The following is a 19,044-nucleotide window of genomic DNA, read 5'->3' as shown; positions in this document are numbered from 1 at the left end:
ATGCTCTGCTATGCAGAAGGTTTGCTCGTTACGATGTGGGTGTGTTGATTTTCGGTATAACAGATCGGGCATTGATCGCATTCGCGCCAATGTGTTGGACTGCACTACGGCCTGCAGTTGATTGGGAAAACGCCCTGCGGTTGCTCACAAGGAAAAGACCGAGACTGACCAAGCCATATGATCGCAAAAGCAATATCAGCTCCAGGCGCGAGTTGACCGTTTGGATTGGTGACAATGGATCATTTGGCGCACCCCTAGCATATCATCGCGGATCTCTTCATCACGACGAACCGGGAATGGCGCATGTGTCACAGACCCATCCAAAACAGCCACATCGGACAAGCCCGGGCGATCCCCCCGCATTCCTAATGCGCAGGCATGTTCATCCCAAAAAACTGTCGAGTGAAAGCGCATGATTAAGGTGAAGCAGATTCTCCTTAAGCATCTCGCGCGAGATTGAACCGCCAAGGCTTACCCGAAGCCGTTCAGGTGGTTGTCCTGCAACAGTGAACGCATCGGAGGGCATCAGACTAAGCTTTCGTCCAGCAAGCCGCGCGATGACATCGGCGCGACCGATGCCCTCAGGCAGCTCAAGCCACAGATTAAAGGCGTTCGGCGCGCTTTTAAACTCAAACCCCTCAAGCGCCTGCGCGGCCAGCGTTTGGCGGGCGGCGCTTTCGGCGCGAATAAAGCGGCGGATACTGTCTGCCGTGCCATCCTCGATCCATTGTGTGGTCAATGCCATCGAAAGTGGGGATGGCATTACGGAAAGCGCGCGGACTGCCTGCGTTAACCGGAAAGCACATTTGGCCGAAGGGGCCACCGTATACGCCAGGCGCAACCCCGCCCCAATACATTTGGCGAGCCCGCCGATATGCCAGGTCAGGTCTGGAATGGACACGGCGATTGGCGCCGGCGCGCGTGCTGGGATGAACCCATACGCATCGTCCTCGATCAATGTAAGTGCGTGATGTCGCAAGATCTCTGCAAGCGCAAGTCGCCGTGGTTCGGGCACAGTCAGGGTCGTCGGATTTTGCAATGTCGGATTGAGATAAAGCGCCTTGGGGCGGTGCCGACCAATCGCCTCGTCCAGCGCATCGGGAAGAACGCCGTCTTGATCCATCGGCAAGCCCACCAAATCGACCCCGAAGCGGCCCGCGATATTGCGCAGGCCTGGGTAGGTGATTTCTTCGCATAAGATCTTGTCGCCCGGCTTGGCGATGATTGACAAAATTGCAGCCATCGTCGCATGGGCGCCGGGGGTAACCGCAACACGCTCAAGAGCAGGGACCATCCCACGCATGCTAAGCCAGATCGACGCCGCTTCGCGGTCACGTTCGGTGCCGATGGGGGATTGATAGCGCAGCAATTCGATAAGATTGGCGCCGATATAATCCAGCCCCTCTTTCATGCGCGCACGCAGGTCGGGATCGGTGGGTTCGGGCGGCATATTCATCGACAGATCTTCTGCCGCCGCCCGCGCCGGATCGACGGTGTCCCGGGCTTTGGCCTGGGTTACGAATGTGCCGCGTCCGACATGGCTTGTAATCAGGCCCCGATTTTGTGCTTCGGCAAAGCCCCGCGAGACTGTTGTGAAGTCGATCCCCAGATCGGCAGCCAGTTTGCGCTGCGGCGGCAATCGGTCCCCGGCAGCAAGGCGGCCTTCGCGGATGTCGGTGGCGATCGCATCCGCAATTGCGATGTAGCGCGGCACGCCCTCGGCCATATGGGTGGGAATCCAGTTCATCATGCAACTTCTCCTGCTTGGCGCATTGATAGCAGGCGTTTCAAGATAATGAAGTCGAATTGTATGCATTTTAAACTGAAAACCGGTGCGCAGGCGAAATTTTGGCCCTGCCTGATTGAAATATTGATCAAAAAGATAGCAAAAAGCGTTCATTTGCACAAAATGAAATCACAATGTATGCATTTTGTGTTTTTAATTGAATGGTCATTAGACCGATTATTGATTGCATGTATTGAACTTTGTCAGCATGAACCCACACAGTAACACGGAGGGCTTCATGCCGCAGGTAACCAAAGAGACGCATAAGGACGGGGATTTTTTCGTCGATTACGAAGAGAAAGTCTTCGAAGATGTCAAAGCGGATGAGGGCGAGAAGGCGCTTGTCACGTTCCATACCGTTGCGTTTGAAGGCTCCATCGGGCTTGTGAATATTCTCAACGCGATCCGCCTCAACCGCAAAGGCTATGAGACATCAATTCTGCTGTATGGGCCGGGCGTGACGCTGGGCATTCAGCGCGGCTTCCCAACGCTGGGCGACGAAGCATTTCCGGGCCATCTGAACTTCAACAGCAACCTGAAAAAGTTCATGTCTGAAGGTGGCAAGGTCTATGCCTGCCGCTTTGCCCTGCAGGCTCTTTATGGTCATGGCGAAGCGTCGCTTATCGAAGGGATCACCCCAATTGCGCCGCAAGACGTGCTTGACTGCATCTTGCTGCACAAAAAAGACAATGCCGTCATTCTCGACACTTGGACGGTCTGAACCGTCCCTCCCGTGGGCAGGCGATATGTTTCAGCCTGGCCTTTGGCTTCGGAGCCCACACGGGGTCCGAAGCGCTCTTTGCCCAGTTCGATGCGAAAGGCCAATTCCGATGCGAACCGATATTATCCGCGCAGGCGCCGTGCAGATTGCGCCAGATTTATCTGGCCGCGCTGGCACGATGGAACGCGTTTTGAACGCGATTGCAGAAGCCGCAGGCAAAGGCGTCGATTTCCTCGTATTTCCGGAAACCTTTGTTCCCTATTATCCGTATTTCTCTTTCGTCCTTCCGCCGGTTCAGCAAGGTGCGCCCCATCTTGCGCTGATGGAACAGGCGGTTGTCGTTCCATCGGCCGAGACAGAAGCCGTGGCACAGGCCGCACGCAGCCATACTATGGTCATCGTGCTGGGCGTGAATGAACGCGATCACGGTTCGCTTTATAACACGCAGCTGGTATTCGACACCGATGGCACGATTGTTCTTAAACGCCGCAAGATTACGCCCACCTACCATGAGCGTATGGTCTGGGGCCAGGGCGATGGCGCGGGCTTGAAGGTTGTTGATACACGTGTGGGTCGCGTTGGCGCGCTTGCATGTTGGGAACATTACAATCCCTTGGCCCGCTATGCGCTGATGACCCAGCACGAAGAGATCCATGCTGCGCATTTTCCTGGCTCTTTGGTGGGTGATATATTCCGCGACCAGATCGAAGTCACCATGCGCCACCATGCCTTGGAAGCGGGTTGTTTCGTGGTCAATGCCACCGGCTGGCTGACGGAAGATCAGATCGCCCAGATCCACCCCGACCCCAGTTTGCAAAAGGGCCTGCGTTCGGGCTGCATGACCTGCATCATCAGCCCTGAAGGCCGGCATCTGGTCGCCCCTTTGACCCACGGCGAGGGCATCTTGATCGCTGATCTGGATATGAAGCTGGTCGCAAAGCGCAAACGTATGATGGACAGCGTTGGTCATTATGCACGGCCCGAGCTTTTGAGCCTTCTGCACGACACACGCCCAGCCACAACGCGCCACGTGATCGAGGACCAACCGGAGGAAACCAATGCCTGAGTTCGCCCAGTCCGATTTGATCAACGAACTTCAGACCCATGGAATGCGGCTTATCGACCCGCGTGCGGGACAAGATAGCCGTCGTGGTGGCGCTGGCCCATCTGATCACAAGGCCGTTACGATCAACGATGTAACGGTCATGATCCCTGTCCATACCGCCCCCAGTTTTGAGAGCCCCTATCTGGTCGAGGCCCCAGATGCGACGGGAGCCGCCCGCGTGCTGCGCGACGGCGCCGAGGTCGCCAAGATCCGCTTTCCATCGCGCGCCAAATTCTATGACCTAAGCACCGTGGACGGCATCCCCTATAGTCAAATTGCTACGCTCCATTCAAAGGATGTGCTGGCAACCACGGTGTTGCAGACATGTATTCGGTATGAAAGCCGCAAGAAGACCTGTCAGTTTTGCTCTATTGGGCAGTCGCTGGCGGCAGGGCGCACCATTGCGCATAAGACCCCGGCCCAACTGGCCGAGGTCGCCAAAGCGGCGGTGGCGCTCGATGGGGTTAAACATATGGTGCTGACCACCGGCACCCCTGCAGGTAAGGACCGTGGGGCGCAGGTGCTATGTGACAGTGCGCGCGCGATAAAAGCGGCGGTCGATCTGCCGCTTCAGGGCCAATGTGAGCCACCCGAGGATGATCTCTGGCACCAGCGCATGTTCGATGCAGGTATCGATACGCTGGGGATGCATCTTGAAGCCGTCACCCCAGAGGTCCGCAAACGTATTATGCCCGGAAAAGCTTCGGTGCCTTTGGAAAAATATTACTCAAGCTTTGAGGCGGCAGTAAAGGTCTTCGGGCGCGGTCAGGTCTCAACCTATATCCTTGCGGGGCTGGGCGACTCTGTAGACGCGATTCTTCAGATGGGTGAAAAACTTTGCGGTATGGGTGTTTACCCGTTCGTTGTGCCTTTCGTTCCGATCTCTGGCACACCTTTGGAAAGCCACCCTGCACCCACTGCCGAATTTATGGCGCAGATCCTGCGCCCCTTGGGCCAGATGGTGGCCGCAGCGGGTATCCGCTCTGAAGATATCAAAGCTGGCTGTGGAAAATGCGGGGCGTGTTCGGCGCTGTCTACCTATGAAAAACTGCGTGTGCCGGCAAAGGCGGTTGCCCCATGTTGATGGAAATCGAACAGCGCCAGTTCAACTGCCCGGGCTATTATATCCGCGCGGCGTCCAAACCCTTTGAGGCACGCGGCGCAGCCCGCCTGCGCCAACGCGTATTCGTCGAAGAACAGGGCATTTTTGTCGGCAACGACCGTGATGAGATCGACCTGATTGCCACCCATCTTGTAGCGCTGTCGACCTTGGCGCATGAGGCTGATCAGATCGTGGGCACGGTGCGCATACACGAGGAAAGCCCCGGCCTATGGTGGGGCTCACGCTTGGCTGTCGATCACGATTTCCGCCATGTGGGGCGCTTGGGCGCCGAGCTGATCCGACTGGCGGTGCGCACAGCCAATGCACGCGGCTGCACCCGCTTCATGGCCCATGTGCAGACTCAAAATGAGATCCTCTTTCGGCGGTTACACTGGACGGTCCTGGACCGTCTGATGATCCATGGTGTCACACATACGCTGATGGAAGCTGATCTCTTGCGCTATCCGCCGTGCGAGGACCCGGTCGCGGGGTGGTATCATCGCATCCCGGCACGCCGGAAGGTTGCGTCATGATCGTCACCCCTGTGAAAACCCCGCTGGACAGCTTGGCCGAAGCGCTGCGCTGCCATCCGTCGATCCGTTCAAAGCTGGCAATCGGCGCGGCGGGTCGTGCGCTGGGGCTGACGGCGGCAAGCTATGGTCATCCGGGTGATGACGCGGCTGCTTTGCCCAATGGCGGCGGCTATGATCTTATTGCTGGTGAGGGGTTTATTCCCGCGTTTATCAAGGATGATCCGTGGTTTGCAGGCTGGTGCGCGGTTATGGTCAACCTGTCTGATATCGCGGCGATGGGGGGGCGCGCCCGTGCGATCGTCGACCAGATCTGGGCCCCAACGCCCGGGCAGGCCGAGCCTATGCTGGCGGGCATGAAGGCCGCAGCGACAGCCTATGGTGTGCCACTGGTCGGCGGACATACAAATTTCGCCGCACCTGATCTTGGGCTGGCGGCAACGGTGCTGGGGCGTGCAGACGTGCTTATCTCAAGCTTTGCGGCGCGTCCGGGCCATGTTTTGGTCGGGGTGATCGACCATCGCGGCGCCTATCGCAACTTTGACAACTTCTTTGCCGCAGCCCATGCCACATCCGATCAGCTGCGCCGCGATCTGGAACTGTTGCCCGAACTGGCGCAATCGGGGCTTGTGCCAGCGGGGAAAGATATCAGTCAGGGCGGCATCGCAGGCACCGCCCTGATGCTGGCCGAATGTTCCAATGTTGGGATCGTGCTAGATCTTGGCGCGATCCATCCGCCGTCAGGGGTGTCGTTGCCGCGTTGGCTGCGCAGTTTCCCAAGCTATGGCTTCCTGCTTTCGGTTGCGCCTGAAAGCGTGGCGCAGCTTTGCGCGCAGTTTGACGCCCACGGGATCGCCGCACAGGTCTTTGGTCATGTCACGGATGGCACCGCCGTTACCCTGCGCGACGGACTTGATGCCGCGATTTTTTGGGATCATGCGCAATCCCCCTATCTTAACCTTGGAGGCTTGAATGCCTGAAACATTTTGGACGGTGCGCTGGCCTGACGGTGCCGAAGAGCGGCTGTATTCGCCCTCATCCATCATAGGCGAGCTTTTCACAGCCGGTCAAAGCTATGAGGTGAAGGACTTCCTGAACCGCGCACGGATTGGACTGACCCGCGCGTCCAACCGCGTCGAGAAGAAATACGGCTTTGCCTGTTCTTCAGCGATGGATCAGCTGACCCGCATCGAGACGCGGATCGCCCCTTTTGAAACCCAGACCGGCGCGCAGATTACCTGCCTCGGACTTACGCACTAAGGATACCCGCCATGCAAAAGACCCAAACACCGCACAGTCCTGTGGTCATCGTGGGCGGCGGGCAGGCTGGCCTGTCGGTTGCCTATACCTTGGGCCAAAAGGGGATCGCCGCTGTCGTATTCGAGCGTCACGAGAAATTTCAGTCATGGCGGATGAACCGCTGGGACAGTTTTTGCCTTGTCACGCCGAACTGGCAATGTCGCCTGCCTGATTTTCACTATGACAAGGAATATGGCGGGACAGACCCGGATGGTTTTATGCTTAAAGATCAGATCACAGAGTATCTTGACGCCTTTGCCGCCGCGACCAGACCCGATCTTCATGAGCATGTCACTGTGACCCGGGTTGCCCCGCGCACGCAAGGCGGGTTTATCGTTGAAACCAGCATCGGCAACTGGACCGCCGATCAGGTCGTAATCGCCACGGGTGGCTATGATACGCCTATCGAGCCTGCCTATGCTAAGGATCTTGACCCATCTGTGATGCAAATGCATTCGGTCGATTATCGCAATGTCGAGCAATTCCCTGATGGCGGCGTACTTATCATCGGCACGGGGCAGTCCGGCGTTCAGGTGATGGAAGATTTCACGCGTGCAGGCCGTGACGTGCATCTGGCGGTGGGACCCGCACCACGCAGCCCGCGCAAATATCGCGGGCGCGATACGACAGACTGGCTGTATGATGCCGGCCATTATGCGATCACGATAGACACGCATCCTGATCCGCATAAGGCGCTGACCCAAACCAATCATTACATGTCTGGCCGTGATGGCGGGAAAGAGATCGACCTGCGCCGATTTCACTGTGAGGCAGGTGTATCCCTTTACGGGTCGCTGGCGGATATGGCGGGATTCAAGGTCCGCTTCCTGCCCGATCTGAAGAAAAACCTGGATGACGCGGACAGGTCCTATGTTGGCATCCGTACCCAGATCGACGCATATATTGAACGTGAAGGGATAACAGCACCGTTCGAACCCCCTTTTGAAAAGGTCTGGGAACCCAAGCAGGAGATCACCGAAATCGATCTGGCGGAAAAGGGCATCACCTCGGTCATCTGGGCCATCGGTTTTCGCCCCGATTATGCGTGGATCGAAGCCGATGTGTTCGACGCACGCGGTAAGCCCATCTTTGAACGAGGCGTCACCGATCATAGGGGGCTGCATTTCGTCGGGCTCGGTTGGTTGAATACATGGGGGTCAGGCCGGTTCCTTGGGATCGAGGAAGACAGTCGTTACCTGGCTGACCAGATCGAGGCCCAGCTGATGGTTGACGCGTGATGGGGACACTTTGTTCGCTGCCCCGTGCGCAGAATTGGCAGCAAGCGCAGCAGATCACCCGGTTTCCGCTGCAGATGGCCAATCTTTCAGGGCTGGGTTTGTCTGAGCCGTGGCTTCTGCGGATGGCAGGGGACCGCCACTGGCAGCTGATCGCGCAGACCGCGGGCCAGACCGGCGTGGCGCTGCATGACGCAGACGGGCATAGCATCTACGCGGCGTTTTGCAGCACGGCGCTACGCATCGCGCCGCGTGCGCGTGGCCTTATGGATGCACAGGTAACGCTGGAATCGACACTGTATCAGGTTAGCAGCGCGCGTCTTGGATCAGTTCATGTGTTGTCCCATCCCGAAATGGGCATTCTGGCATGCTTGCGGATGATCAGCTGTTTCCTGTGCCATGACGAAACCGGATCCAACCGACGTCTGATGCGCAAGAGCCTGCCGGGGCTAAGCCCGCTGCCCCTAGCCCCCACCGAGGTGATGGCGTTGGAGCGCAGCGCAAGGGATGCTGCACGGCTGGCACGCAGCGTTGGGCCTGAAACGCCCATCTTGTGTTACACCCCCCTACCCGCGCTTGATTTTAATGCAGTCGGGCTTCTCTATTTCCCCACCTTCTCGAAGATTGCCGAGATGGCACGCCCGCATTGGAATGCTGGAATCACCCGGAACGTTACCTATCTTTCCAATCTTGACGCGGGCGAGGACATTTTGGTGGAGACCATGGACGCAGGGCTGCTCCTGCGGGCGCAAGACGGACGGGCGTTGGCGGTGATCGACTGATGTTTTTACAAGAGAAGAATTGGGAAATGGACCGCTTTCTGCCGCTGCTCTGCCTACTGAAAACTGGATTATTTGAACCTAGGGTTTTCGGGTCGTTTTTCCTGGCTGGGAAAGGCGCGGAACCGCGTGAAAGCATCGAAACTCCCGGACGCACAAAAAGGCGTTCATCTTGAAGCAGGGCGAAGATGGCGGGCTGCCGCGCGACGAGATATGGCGGCTAAAGCTGCTCGAGGATAAGAATGCGCCGCTCAAGAAGATTGTCGCGGACCTGACTCTGGCCCGTAAAATGCTTCCGGATGTCATCCGCCGAATGCGCTGAAGCCAGAACGCTCGCATGAACTCCTTCGCGGGATACGCGCGGCTTGGGCTACCGCTATTCGCAGGGCTTGTCGGGCGCGCTGTGACTGCTCAAGCTACCATTACAAATCGCGTCGCACGGATCCGGCAGTGCTAAAGGCGCAAATCAAGGAGATTTGCGAAACGCGTGTCAGTTATGCGTACCGGCCTGCGCCTGTCGTTCTTGATCGCGAGGGTTTGCGCCATAGCGTCAAGAAATCCTACAGTGTTTACAACGCAATGAATATGCAGTGCGGACCATGACACCGAAGCGGCGCATGAAGGCCGCGCTACCAGAGCATCGCGCTAAGGCCGTCGGGTCGAACGATATTTGGGCGGTGGACCTTGTCCACGGCCACTTGGCGCTGAGGCAAAAGCTGCGCATGCTCACTGTCGTCGACACCCGCTCGTTCTGTCCGGCGCTGCATGCACGCTTCAGCTACCGTGGTGAAAAGGCCGTCTGGACCTTGGAAAAGGTGGGTTGCCCGATCGGTTAGCTTCGAAAGCGCCCCAAACAGGTATGTCATACCCCGCCAAAAGCAGCAATCAGACGATCAAAATCTCCCTTTGGATTAAGAACCGTCAATTTTTGGCGGCGTGTCTTACCCGGAATGGCAATTGAAACTCATGGCGCGACTTGGCGATGTTGATCGCCGCCAAAACAATGTTCGTCTGTGTAATACTAATCGTGGTCATAGTCGGCCTCTCTTGTGGCGTGGTTCGTACAAAACCACTGTAGGGACCTAACGCCGGTTGTGATGGCCTGGCTTACGCTATTTGTGGGCTGCGCAAACGATGATCGCCTCTCCAACCGATGCATTCCGAAGGTGTTACGGCACAGAGTTCATGTCTCGCGACCTCAATCTAAGGGCCTACGCAAAGAGTGTGGCCCTGAACTTATCACGGCCCGGCGAACCAACGGACAACGGACAACGGACAACGGGTTCATCGAGACGTTCAACAGTAAGCTCAAGCCCGAATAGCCTGAAGGAATATTGGTTCATGGGCCCTGCAGCTGCCGTCGAAAATCTGGAGGAGTGGAATAAGCGCAACGACGACAGACCACACAGCGCCATCTAAAAAAACATCCCGAGCGCATTGCACTTTTCCGGTGACGCAACCGGCCCGTCATCGTGACCGAACAGCGATCTTCTTAGGAATGGTACGACTTCACCCGCGATGCGCTGAAAAATTGACCGATCACGCCTTAAAGAACGCGGCAAGGCTGCAGGGGAGATTTTCCACCACGTCTTTAACTTTCCCCATTACGTTAGTTTGTACCAACTTTCTGGATAAAATAAAAGCTACACCCATTCTTTTTGTTACGATCATCGCGCATTCTCCGCAATATTCCGCAGATGGACGCCCATATTGCCGTGCCGCATCGCAAGCTGTGATGCCTTAAGGCTGACGTCCCAGTTCGGGTCTAAAATAAGCGCCTTAAACACATCGTTCGGAAACGGACAAAGATAAACAGCTGCATTCGCTGCCTCTAAACGTACACGCCACGAGCTATCATTTACCCCTGCTACAACGTCGTCGTGGGATGCCTGACCAGAGCGGGCAAGCATCCCATATGCAGACGCGCGAAGCAACTCATCACCCGAGTTTAGATGTTTTCTGGCTGCATCTACTGCCTGACTCGGAGCCCCTACACCTCTCATCGTTTCGAATGACAAGACTTTAACATCCAGCGGCGTTTCATCTTTAATTAAACCGTCGATAATTATCGCCGGGCAGCTCCAAGAAAAAATTTTTAAAAGCTCATATTTTTGGGACCTTGAATATTCTTTAAAATACCCCGTATAGCTAATACACATATCGATATATGCCCGGTTTCCAATCCGGCTTATCGCTTCTAAAGCGAGAAACGAATAACGGTGATCATCATCTTGAACGATACTAAACAATCTATCCAATTGACTTTCACTTCTAGACAACCCTACGAATTTCACTGAAAGATCTAAGTACTCACTATTCTTTTTAGTGAGTGTGCGATGGCACCAGTCCATCACCCCTAAAGCACGAGATATCTCAATAATTCTTTCACTAGATTTTCCTTTCAAATTAAAGAGGTAGCAACAAGCCACTTCCACAACCGATGGCATTTCATCATATTTTACGCGAACATCCTCTTCTACAGGTAGAATTTGGTTTTCAAAACAAATCAGAGAAAAAAATAAAAAAGGTCGCGCTTCATCTTCTAAAGAAATTTTACTTTCAACATTCCCATCGTGACGTAGACCGTCTACTACTTCATAGTTTGCACTCTTTATTTTCTTGAATGTCAAAAAGAAAGCCAAGCACGAAACCAATGTGCATAAAAACAATCCGTAGACATAGAAATACACCATCAGACTATTCCAAATAATCTTGTAGCCGTTGACGACGTGCAATACCTTTTGATCGAGCGACGACCTCTTCCAAGTCAATTGGCTTTAAGATAAAATCTTGTGCTCCAAATTGAAAAGATTGCAATACAGTCTCAGAATCATAGTTGCTTGACATCATGATTACCGGTATATCCTTAATGTCTTTTCCAGATTTCATCTTATGCAGGATAGAGATCCCGTCCAACCCAGGCAGCGACGCTTCAAGAATAATAACATTTGGTTTATAATCTAATATCGCATCAAGAATCCGGCCACCATCTTGCACTTCTTGAGTAGAAAAACCAGCTTGTTGAAACCGTCTTGACATAGCACGGCTTAAAAATGTATCTGAATCCGCAATCAATATTTTTGTACGATGAGCGCGGGCTATTTCCTGAATTTTCGCTTGAAGACACCGTATATCGAAAGGCTTAGATATATAGTCTACCGCTCCATGAGAAATTCCTTCCATTATGATAGACTCAGAGGTATCCCGTGTAACAATTAATACCGGTATATCTTTGATACGCTCATCATTTTTAATGTATTTTAAAATTTCAAGCCCATTCACTCCTGGCATATGAACATCTAATATGATCACATCTGGTCGGTTTCTTGGTAGGCCTGAAGAGAATTCTTTCAGGCGCAGCATCGCTGCATTTCCATCTGACTCAACCCATGTTTGCACACCATCGTTTAAAAGTGATCTAGTCAATAGGTCGCGGAGAAGGTCATCATCATCGACTAAAAATACAGAAAGTTTTTCAGTTGATACCGTTAGGCTGGGTTCACTTAATTCAATATTTCTCACTACATCCGCTACATTATTTCTGGATGAGACAATTACACTTGTAGCCACCACGATAAAGCTTTCAATTTCCAAGAAGCAACGCTCACCAGCATTAAGCTTACCCCATGAAAGTCGTTCAACCGCCAGTTCCGCCGTTCGAGCACAGTCACTTAGCTCGGGAAAACCGAACGTTTGCGCGGACCCTGCAATCTTATGAAGCTGCATATACACTTCATCCAATTGTGCATCAGTCCAACTATTTTCTGTAATTTTAAGTTTAAAGTCTGAAGCTGTTTTGAGCCAAACCTCGACACGATCAAGAAATCGCTTGCGAATGATCTGCAAACTTACTTCTAAGCCGTCTAGTTTATCATTCATTGGTGTGATGCCCATAATGATATAACCTCGTCGCATAAAGTTACAGGGTCAAACGGTTTGGGAAGGACTCCAATGGCGCCAACATCTCTGTATTGCATCTGTTCATGCACCTGAGACTTGGCTGTCATAAAAACAACGGGGCATGCTTCCAATGTAAATTTATTTTTCATTTCTTTGAAAGTATCGACCCCATCCATACCTGGCATCATAACATCCATCAGAATCAACTGCGGCAAGAAAAAAGGATATTTTCTAATAGCTGAAAATCCATCGCAGCAATGCTCTACTTCAAACCCACCTAAATCTTGCAAAACCATCATTGTAAGTTCCGAAAGATCTTCGTCATCCTCTACATAAAGTATTTTTTCCAGTGATGTGGTCATGCTTTTGCCCTTCTGTGGCTTGCATCCTGAGATTTTGGCAAATCTATATGAAATGTCGTCCCGATCCCTTCAGCCGTTTTGAAGGTCAGCTCTCCACCAAAGGATTCGACAAACTTCTTTGAAATGGATAAGCCAAGTCCCGTGCCGTTCTTTCTACGAGATGCCGAACTATCTGCCTGAGAGAATTGTTCAAAGACGCGCGAATGAAAATTTTCTGGTATACCCGATCCACTATCTGACACTGAAATTCTGAGCCATCCCTCCGTGTCATCGGAAAGCGATATTATCACATCTCCGCCGGCCGGCGAAAACTTCACAGCATTCGAAAGTAAGTTTACAATAACTTGCCTAAGCCTATGTGGATCTAAATTTACAAGTGCTTGCTTTGCATAGTTTTGATATTTAAGGTTTACCCCAAAACTACTTGCATAGGCTTCGTGGCCCGAGACAATCCCGGCCACAAGTGTTCGCAGCTCTGTATACTCAGATACAAACTCCATACACCCGGACTCTATCTTCTTGATATCCAACATATCGTCGACCAGCTTGCTCAGAGTTGCGCCATTATCTATCGATAGCTGCAGCAGTCTTTTACATTTACGGTCCAGACTTTCCCCAATACTCATTTGCAGCATCCCTAAAGCCGCCCGAATATTCGTCAGAGGTGTTCGCAGCTCATGATTAACAGTCGAGACAAATTCATCTTTTAATCTGGACACCCTTTTTGTTTCGCTTATGTCCCGCATGACACCTGTGAAATACAATGTCTTACCAACCCTCGCTTCACTTAACGATAAGTCCATATCCACGATAGCGCCGCTAGATTTTCGTCCGCTTACCTCATACCCGGCTGTTTTTGGATCTTTTATGGGGAGGTATTTTTTGATGAAGTCCGCGTCCTCGTCAGCATCCTCATTGGGAAATAACACGGTAATATGATGCCCAATTATTTCATCTGTACGATAGCCGAATAGCTTAAATGCCGCTGGGTTCATCCGAAGTATTTTACCAGAATGATCGAGAATAATGATGCCATCGGAAATATTTTCTAGTATTGCTTGCGATTGTAGTTCAGACGACTTCAAGCGGCGTGAGAGATTGCGGAACGCATGTGTTAAACTACCAACTTCGTCATGACGAATATCCGGTAAATCCTTCAAGTCGTCGTAATATCGCGCCTTGGCCAATAAACGAGTTAACCGTGATAATGGTTCAGTCGCGGAATGCGCGACAAGTAGGCTGCCAAGAAGGCACACAACAAGTAAAATTCCCGCAAGCCCAGCCGTAGCTTTACGTACCTGGCCCACTTGATGCGCCAATTGCGACCTTGGAATCGATAGGCCGGTAAACAGCTCTGTGTCCGGACCGACGAATGGCAGCTTCACCTGATTAAAATAGGTCAGACGCAAATCGCTTAGCAGCAGTTTTTCGCCCGGCGCCGTATCCACCGCCTGATTCAGCGCAGCTTGGATCTGCAGATCGTCCGATAATCCCCTAAAAGCAAGCTTTGCGCTCCCTTCACCACGCACAAATTCAAATATATCACCTTGACCATTTATGACATATGCATCTGAATCCGACAGGACCGATCCGAAGGAGTTTTGCAGCATGGCCCGGTAATCGGCATTTATGACAATCAATCCAATTTTCACCTCTCCTGAAAAAACGGGCACAACCATACGAATTGTTGGCAGCGCTTCGGAATCAATCGTATTTTCTTCCCGATTAAGCGTAACGCGCGATAAATATGTTTCATTCGGTTTTAGATTGCGCGCCGCAATGACATATTCTTCAAACTGCTTTTCCTGCAGTTTGTCAGCCGATGTCACCGTCAACCGATCGTCCTTCGTACGATCAACGCGCACCAATTCATGCGCTTCTTTATCCAGCGCGATGAATCTATACTGACGATAATGAGGGCGGTTCAGTAGAATCGACAGAAATAGATCGGATGCTGCTTTGCGCCAAACGCCGACATCCGCGTTGAAAATGAGGTCGGTTCCCCCATTTTCGATGGCGTGAACCAGACCGACAACCGGGCGAGAACGTGAACCGATCATCGCGTCAGAGCGCATTTCAAGGAAGCTGCGCGTTAAAGTTTCGCCGACAAATTTAGTATCTTGCGCAATCAGTTGGATTGCATTGCCTTCTGCCAGCTGCTGTGTCCTGAAAACGGCGAGGCTGCCCATGCTGATCGCCGTGACAAGGATCTGCGCGACAGCCAAGGCAACAATTTTCTGACGAATTGAGGCGCCTTTAAACAGATTTAGCCCGATCATACGCTGCTCCCGACATGTCGCGTACAGCTATGATGCACTAGGAAGGATAAAAGATTCCTTTCCACTCGCCTTATGGATGTTATTTAATTGCGCAGAGACTCGGCGATAGGGCTCTGGATTGCAATGCGTGGCGTTTGATATCCCTGGGCGTGCCCGTTCAAGGCCCAGCGCATAAAAACTGTCCATGGACAACATGTGCAGCTTCTTATGCTGTTGAAATCGTCTCTCGCGGCGGGGTTGATTACCGCCCGAACTTCACCAACGATATTGCGGCCAAATCCCGGCGGTGATCGCTTAGCTTGACACCTGTTCGCGCAGGATAGAGGCGGTCAGGGACAGCATCAGATAGATCCCGGAAAAGATCAGAAACGCGACAAGCGTGTTTTCGAAAGACCGTGGATAGGTTGGCTCATCGGGTGCAACAGGCCGCACGCCCATCTCAAGATACCGAACCTGCTTATTTGCCTCAATCCGGGCGGTCTCCATCTGCTGAGCGGCCTGCGACAGCAACAGCTGCCGGGTCTGCAGCTCCGCCTCTGCAATGCGCAAATCACCGGTGACAGACGCCAAGGAGGCCGTGTCCGATGTCCGTTGAGTGAGTTGTGATCGCAGGTTGGAAATCAATGTCTCAAGCCGCGCGATATCGCCCTGCACACCAGCCACTCGCGCAGCGTTGGGACGCGTATTGTCCTGCAATTGACCTAACTCCAAGCGCTTTTGCTGTAGCTGGGTTTCAAATGCAGAAACCTGACTCATGACAAGGCTGCTTTCAGACACCGGGTCAATAATGCCAACCTGCTCTTGCAGGGTCAAAACCTTCGACTGCGCATCAAATACCTTCCGCTCAGCATCCGCATAGCTTTCACGAGCACCTTTCATCTGATCTTCGCGCAGGCGCGATGTCAGCTGATCGACCTGTTCTTCCGCGTAAGAAATCAGCGCCTCAGAAAAATTCTTGGACTCTTCGGGCTCCGGCGCGACAACTTCCATCTTGACCACCCCTTCAGAAGGATCATAGCCAATTTTTACGTTTCGCTTATACAGCTTATAGGCGCGCTCATTACTTGCATCGGGGTCCAGACGTTGCAGTGGATCAATGAAGTCTTGCTGAAATTGCGCCTTAAACCCCTGGTCGGCATCCAATCGCAGCATCGCATCGCGTGATTGCAAATAGCTTTGGACCGTCACTGAATCCTGATTGGTCGCCAATTGCGTGCCAGAGAACAGGCTGGACATCCCTGCCCCCCCCAGGCCGTCGGCCTTCTGAATCACGAACTCCGTCTTGGTGGCATACATCGGCGTCGCCATAACATAGTAATAATACGCCGCTGCCAATGTTGGCAGGAACACAAAAAACGCAAGCCGGGTGATCAATAGCCCGATCTTGCGCCGCCGCCGCCGGGCAATGTCGCGCTGAATATTCATGATATCGCGCGCGCGCGTGTCTTCATTCATTAACTCTGTCGAAGGCAGCTTGCCGCCCTTTACAGTCTGCGGCAATTGTACATTGGGGTCTGCGCCTTTGCCGTCAATTCGGGCCAAAGTCCGGCCACCGGTGGTTGCGGGCAGGTTTGCATCATCCTCGGCATCGCCCTTGACCATCGACAAGATGTTAGACCGATCCAGTGGATCAATGCCTTTTTGCCGCAGCAGGCGCACTGCTTCGAAATCAGATGTTGCTTGGATCCCGTGTTTTTGCGCCATGCGCCGCGCCAGACGCAACTGTCGCCCCGTAAGCCCTTCGGCCCGGATTTTTGCGATTTCTTCATCTACGGTCAGCTCTTTCGGGCCTAGGACCGTGTCGCCATCACCCTTCGCGGCCTGCGCAAACCGTTGATTGCCAAACCCGTCATCATGCTCTTCAAATAGCGACTCTGGTCGCCTTTCAAACTCCGCCCGCGCGGCCGATGCCGTGCTTGGCGCGCCGGCCGCTTCTGCCCGGCTTTGTGCCAAATCTCCAGCCAACGCACTGGCAGCATTACGCACACCATTGCGCGACACACGGCCAGAGCTTCCGGGACCAGGCGGCGGCGTCGTCGCCCGTGGTGCCTGCACCGGGGCTACCGCAGGCTTTGACGCCGGCGCAGCCGAAACAGAGGAGGGGGATCCGGCCGCCAAAGAATCGCGGCGGATGCGGTATTTCGTAACCTTAGGAGTGGTAGTCATACATCCGCTTCGCTTCTTCTAAACTGTCAAACATATAAAGCTGTCCATTATGTAGCACGGCAGCGGTTCGGCAAAATTTCTCTAGGGTGGAGGCCTGATGGCTCACCACAATCACGGTCGAATCTTGTAACCGGTCCCGCAGAATAGAGCCTGCTTTGCGGTTAAAATTCACATCCGTCGTCGACGGCATCCCCTCATCAATCAGGTAGATGTCAAATTCCAGCGCCAACAACAGTGAGAACGTAAAACGTGAGCGCATCCCCTGGCTGAACGTGCCCACGGGCATGTCAAAATATTCTTCGATACCGCACAGCCAACGGCAGAAGGCCTCGACATAGTCGGGATCCAGCCCATAAAGCCGCGCAATGAACCGCGCATTCTCCCGCGCCGAGTGTTTGGACACAACGCCGCCCATAAAGCCAAGCGGAAAGGACACGCGGCAATTCTTACGAATTGTGCCTTCATCCGGTTTTTCCAGACCCGCCATCATATTGATGATTGTCGTCTTACCAGTGCCGTTGGGTGCCAGAATGCCAAGCGAATTGCCCAGCTCCACCCGGAAGCTGGCACGATCAAGGATCACCTTGCGCTGTTTGCCGGTCCAAAAGGACTTGCTGACATTATCGAACTCGAGCATCGCTCCCCGCTTTTGCGGATTTTTGATCCACAGGACGTCACCTGCAAGATGGTCACCCAATTTGCTTAATAAAGAGCTGTAGGATGACAATCGGGCAAGATTATGTCTTGTCACGATTACGATATACACGGAATGCGTGATTGTCGCGATTTGCGAAACAAATTGATCTAATTTATGCCCAAATGCTGCCAAATGGCACGCAAAGCCATAGAAGCGCCGATGACGGGCGGGCCGGGTTTTGCTTGCCTCTGACAGGGTGGCGCAATACGCAATGACCCGACCGCCCGGATCAGCACCGGGACAAAGGAGATATGATGACCGACGATGCGCTCCGCACCCCTTATGACAAAGCCTATGCCGCGATGGATGCCGACCCCAGTAATGAGGCGCTGCGGCTTGCTGTTTATGATCGTTTGGCAGATGCCGAACTGTTCCTTTTGCTGGAAGAAGAGCCGATCGACGAAGATATCAAACCACAGGTTTTTTCCACAGAAGATGGTGATTTCGTGCTGGCCTTCGATCTGGAAGAGAGGCTGGCCGAATTTTCGGATGAGCCCGTCCCCTATGCCGCCCTGCCCGGCCGGGTGATCGCGCAGAACCTACACGGAGAAGGTATCGGCATGGGTGTCAATTTCGGCGTAGCGGATTCAGCAATGTTGCTGCCTCCAGAGGCAATGGATTGGCTGGCCGACACGCTGACCCACGCACCGCAGGCCGCCTCGGGCCGTCCGGTCTCATTTGAGGCGCCGCAACTGCCGCCTGCGATCCTTGGACTTTTGCTGCCGGCCTTCGACGCGAAATTTGAACAGCTGACAGGCATGGCCACCCATGCGTTGCTGGGTGGCGTGACCTATGAAGACGGGCATAAAGGCCATGTGCTTGCGTTCCTTGGCACTCACGAGTCCGCGCGGCCTGCGATTGCCAAAGCGATGGGAGAGGCGCTGACATTTTCTGGCCTTGATGCCGGGGAGCTGGATGTCACCTTTATCGACCCTGACACGCCCGCCGCCAATGCCCTGTTGGACAAGGCGTTGATCTTGCACCTGCCCGAACAAGACGAGGCCACCCCCCCGTCAGCAACGCCAAAAGCCCCCGGTATGGACCCTGATAAACCGCCGATCCTTCGATGAACGACCGCCATAA

Annotated in this window: 18 protein-coding genes; 11 read left to right on the top strand and 7 right to left on the bottom strand. The window is 53.5% G+C overall.

Annotated elements, in window-relative coordinates; all coding sequences use genetic code 11:
• Positions 1 to 382: 382 nt before the first annotated feature.
• Positions 383 to 1,750 carry a PLP-dependent aminotransferase family protein gene (locus tag BFP70_RS09935; RefSeq protein ID WP_066011421.1) on the bottom strand — a complete coding sequence of 456 codons (1,368 nt, stop codon included), beginning with the start codon at positions 1,748 to 1,750 and terminating at the stop codon, positions 383 to 385.
• Positions 1,751 to 2,024: 274 nt separating this feature from the next.
• Between BFP70_RS09935 and BFP70_RS09925 the strand changes: the two genes are divergently transcribed.
• The 10 genes from BFP70_RS09925 (at position 2,025) to BFP70_RS09880 (ending at position 9,393) form a co-directional block, all read left to right on the top strand.
• Positions 2,025 to 2,507 carry an MSMEG_0572/Sll0783 family nitrogen starvation response protein gene (locus tag BFP70_RS09925; protein ID WP_066011419.1) on the top strand — a complete coding sequence of 161 codons (483 nt, stop codon included), beginning with the start codon at positions 2,025 to 2,027 and terminating at the stop codon, positions 2,505 to 2,507.
• Positions 2,508 to 2,616: 109 nt separating this feature from the next.
• Positions 2,617 to 3,573: a Nit6803 family nitrilase gene (locus tag BFP70_RS09920; protein ID WP_066011418.1), complete on the top strand. Its 957-nt coding sequence runs from the start codon at positions 2,617 to 2,619 to the stop codon at positions 3,571 to 3,573.
• The gene (locus BFP70_RS09915) at positions 3,566 to 4,696 is read left to right on the top strand and encodes an MSMEG_0568 family radical SAM protein (RefSeq protein WP_066011417.1); all 1,131 of its coding nucleotides are present in this window, start codon (positions 3,566 to 3,568) and stop codon (positions 4,694 to 4,696) included. The genes BFP70_RS09920 and BFP70_RS09915 overlap by 8 nt, the downstream gene beginning before the upstream one ends.
• Positions 4,690 to 5,247 carry an MSMEG_0567/Sll0786 family nitrogen starvation N-acetyltransferase gene (locus tag BFP70_RS09910; RefSeq protein ID WP_066011416.1) on the top strand — a complete coding sequence of 186 codons (558 nt, stop codon included), beginning with the start codon at positions 4,690 to 4,692 and terminating at the stop codon, positions 5,245 to 5,247. The genes BFP70_RS09915 and BFP70_RS09910 overlap by 7 nt, the downstream gene beginning before the upstream one ends.
• The gene (locus BFP70_RS09905; protein ID WP_066011415.1) at positions 5,244 to 6,224 is read left to right on the top strand and encodes a sll0787 family AIR synthase-like protein; all 981 of its coding nucleotides are present in this window, start codon (positions 5,244 to 5,246) and stop codon (positions 6,222 to 6,224) included. Before BFP70_RS09910 ends, BFP70_RS09905 begins: the two co-directional genes overlap by 4 nt.
• Positions 6,217 to 6,504, top strand: coding sequence for an MSMEG_0570 family nitrogen starvation response protein (locus tag BFP70_RS09900; protein ID WP_066011414.1), 288 nt, complete (start codon positions 6,217 to 6,219; stop codon positions 6,502 to 6,504). Before BFP70_RS09905 ends, BFP70_RS09900 begins: the two co-directional genes overlap by 8 nt.
• Before the next feature lie 11 nt (positions 6,505 to 6,515).
• Complete coding sequence (locus BFP70_RS09895) at positions 6,516 to 7,781, top strand: MSMEG_0569 family flavin-dependent oxidoreductase (protein ID WP_066011413.1); 1,266 nt, start codon at positions 6,516 to 6,518, stop codon at positions 7,779 to 7,781.
• Positions 7,781 to 8,560 (top strand): Pnap_2097 family protein, encoded by a 780-nt coding sequence (locus BFP70_RS09890; protein WP_066011412.1) that lies wholly within the window; start codon positions 7,781 to 7,783, stop codon positions 8,558 to 8,560. Before BFP70_RS09895 ends, BFP70_RS09890 begins: the two co-directional genes overlap by 1 nt.
• A gap of 169 nt (positions 8,561 to 8,729) precedes the next feature.
• The gene (locus tag BFP70_RS21025) at positions 8,730 to 8,879 is read left to right on the top strand and encodes a hypothetical protein (RefSeq protein WP_176715541.1); all 150 of its coding nucleotides are present in this window, start codon (positions 8,730 to 8,732) and stop codon (positions 8,877 to 8,879) included.
• A 277-nt stretch (positions 8,880 to 9,156) separates the two neighbouring features.
• Positions 9,157 to 9,393 carry a hypothetical protein gene (locus BFP70_RS09880; protein ID WP_066011411.1) on the top strand — a complete coding sequence of 79 codons (237 nt, stop codon included), beginning with the start codon at positions 9,157 to 9,159 and terminating at the stop codon, positions 9,391 to 9,393.
• An 831-nt stretch (positions 9,394 to 10,224) separates the two neighbouring features.
• On the opposite strand, the gene BFP70_RS09875 is transcribed toward BFP70_RS09880, so the two are convergent.
• The 6 genes from BFP70_RS09875 to BFP70_RS09850 form a co-directional block, all read right to left on the bottom strand.
• Entirely contained in the window at positions 10,225 to 11,250 is a 1,026-nt protein-coding gene (locus BFP70_RS09875) for a HEAT repeat domain-containing protein (protein ID WP_066011410.1), read from the bottom strand.
• Positions 11,251 to 11,254: 4 nt separating this feature from the next.
• A complete protein-coding gene (locus tag BFP70_RS09870; protein WP_066011409.1) occupies positions 11,255 to 12,436 on the bottom strand; it encodes a response regulator in 1,182 nt (393 codons plus the stop codon).
• The gene (locus BFP70_RS09865; RefSeq protein WP_066011408.1) at positions 12,433 to 12,819 is read right to left on the bottom strand and encodes a response regulator; all 387 of its coding nucleotides are present in this window, start codon (positions 12,817 to 12,819) and stop codon (positions 12,433 to 12,435) included. The genes BFP70_RS09870 and BFP70_RS09865 overlap by 4 nt, the downstream gene beginning before the upstream one ends.
• On the bottom strand, positions 12,816 to 15,098 hold the full coding sequence (locus tag BFP70_RS09860) for a cell wall metabolism sensor histidine kinase WalK (protein WP_066011405.1): 2,283 nt from the start codon (positions 15,096 to 15,098) through the stop codon (positions 12,816 to 12,818). Before BFP70_RS09860 ends, BFP70_RS09865 begins: the two co-directional genes overlap by 4 nt.
• A gap of 294 nt (positions 15,099 to 15,392) precedes the next feature.
• On the bottom strand, positions 15,393 to 17,264 hold the full coding sequence (locus tag BFP70_RS09855) for a capsule biosynthesis protein (protein WP_066011403.1): 1,872 nt from the start codon (positions 17,262 to 17,264) through the stop codon (positions 15,393 to 15,395).
• A complete protein-coding gene (locus BFP70_RS09850) occupies positions 17,248 to 17,901 on the bottom strand; it encodes an ABC transporter ATP-binding protein (RefSeq protein WP_066011470.1) in 654 nt (217 codons plus the stop codon). Before BFP70_RS09850 ends, BFP70_RS09855 begins: the two co-directional genes overlap by 17 nt.
• 314 nt (positions 17,902 to 18,215) lie before the next feature.
• On the opposite strand from BFP70_RS09850, the gene BFP70_RS09845 reads away from it, so the two are divergent.
• Positions 18,216 to 19,031, top strand: a complete 816-nt coding sequence (locus tag BFP70_RS09845; RefSeq protein ID WP_066011401.1) for an SseB family protein — start codon at positions 18,216 to 18,218, stop codon at positions 19,029 to 19,031.
• The last annotated feature ends 13 nt before the right edge of the window (positions 19,032 to 19,044 follow it).

Origin of the sequence: Thioclava sp. SK-1, assembly GCF_001705665.1 — a bacterium.
Lineage (GTDB): Bacteria > Pseudomonadota > Alphaproteobacteria > Rhodobacterales > Rhodobacteraceae > Thioclava.
Note: the sequence above shows the minus strand (reverse complement) of the source record. Positions and strands in the feature narration are given on the sequence as shown.

Bases quoted from the DNA above. Each gene is read 5' to 3' on its own strand.
- BFP70_RS09935 (WP_066011421.1), bottom strand. From the start codon at position 1,750: ATGATGAACTGGATTCCCACCCATATGGCCGAGGGCGTGCCGCGCTAC.
- BFP70_RS09925 (WP_066011419.1), top strand. From the start codon at position 2,025: ATGCCGCAGGTAACCAAAGAGACGCATAAGGACGGGGATTTTTTCGTC.
- BFP70_RS09920 (WP_066011418.1), top strand. From the start codon at position 2,617: ATGCGAACCGATATTATCCGCGCAGGCGCCGTGCAGATTGCGCCAGAT.
- BFP70_RS09915 (WP_066011417.1), top strand. From the start codon at position 3,566: ATGCCTGAGTTCGCCCAGTCCGATTTGATCAACGAACTTCAGACCCAT.
- BFP70_RS09910 (WP_066011416.1), top strand. From the start codon at position 4,690: ATGTTGATGGAAATCGAACAGCGCCAGTTCAACTGCCCGGGCTATTAT.
- BFP70_RS09905 (WP_066011415.1), top strand. From the start codon at position 5,244: ATGATCGTCACCCCTGTGAAAACCCCGCTGGACAGCTTGGCCGAAGCG.
- BFP70_RS09900 (WP_066011414.1), top strand. From the start codon at position 6,217: ATGCCTGAAACATTTTGGACGGTGCGCTGGCCTGACGGTGCCGAAGAG.
- BFP70_RS09895 (WP_066011413.1), top strand. From the start codon at position 6,516: ATGCAAAAGACCCAAACACCGCACAGTCCTGTGGTCATCGTGGGCGGC.
- BFP70_RS09890 (WP_066011412.1), top strand. From the start codon at position 7,781: ATGGGGACACTTTGTTCGCTGCCCCGTGCGCAGAATTGGCAGCAAGCG.
- BFP70_RS09880 (WP_066011411.1), top strand. From the start codon at position 9,157: ATGACACCGAAGCGGCGCATGAAGGCCGCGCTACCAGAGCATCGCGCT.
- BFP70_RS09875 (WP_066011410.1), bottom strand. From the start codon at position 11,250: ATGGTGTATTTCTATGTCTACGGATTGTTTTTATGCACATTGGTTTCG.
- BFP70_RS09870 (WP_066011409.1), bottom strand. From the start codon at position 12,436: ATGAATGATAAACTAGACGGCTTAGAAGTAAGTTTGCAGATCATTCGC.
- BFP70_RS09865 (WP_066011408.1), bottom strand. From the start codon at position 12,819: ATGACCACATCACTGGAAAAAATACTTTATGTAGAGGATGACGAAGAT.
- BFP70_RS09860 (WP_066011405.1), bottom strand. From the start codon at position 15,098: ATGATCGGGCTAAATCTGTTTAAAGGCGCCTCAATTCGTCAGAAAATT.
- BFP70_RS09855 (WP_066011403.1), bottom strand. From the start codon at position 17,264: ATGACTACCACTCCTAAGGTTACGAAATACCGCATCCGCCGCGATTCT.
- BFP70_RS09850 (WP_066011470.1), bottom strand. From the start codon at position 17,901: ATGCTCGAGTTCGATAATGTCAGCAAGTCCTTTTGGACCGGCAAACAG.
- BFP70_RS09845 (WP_066011401.1), top strand. From the start codon at position 18,216: ATGACCGACGATGCGCTCCGCACCCCTTATGACAAAGCCTATGCCGCG.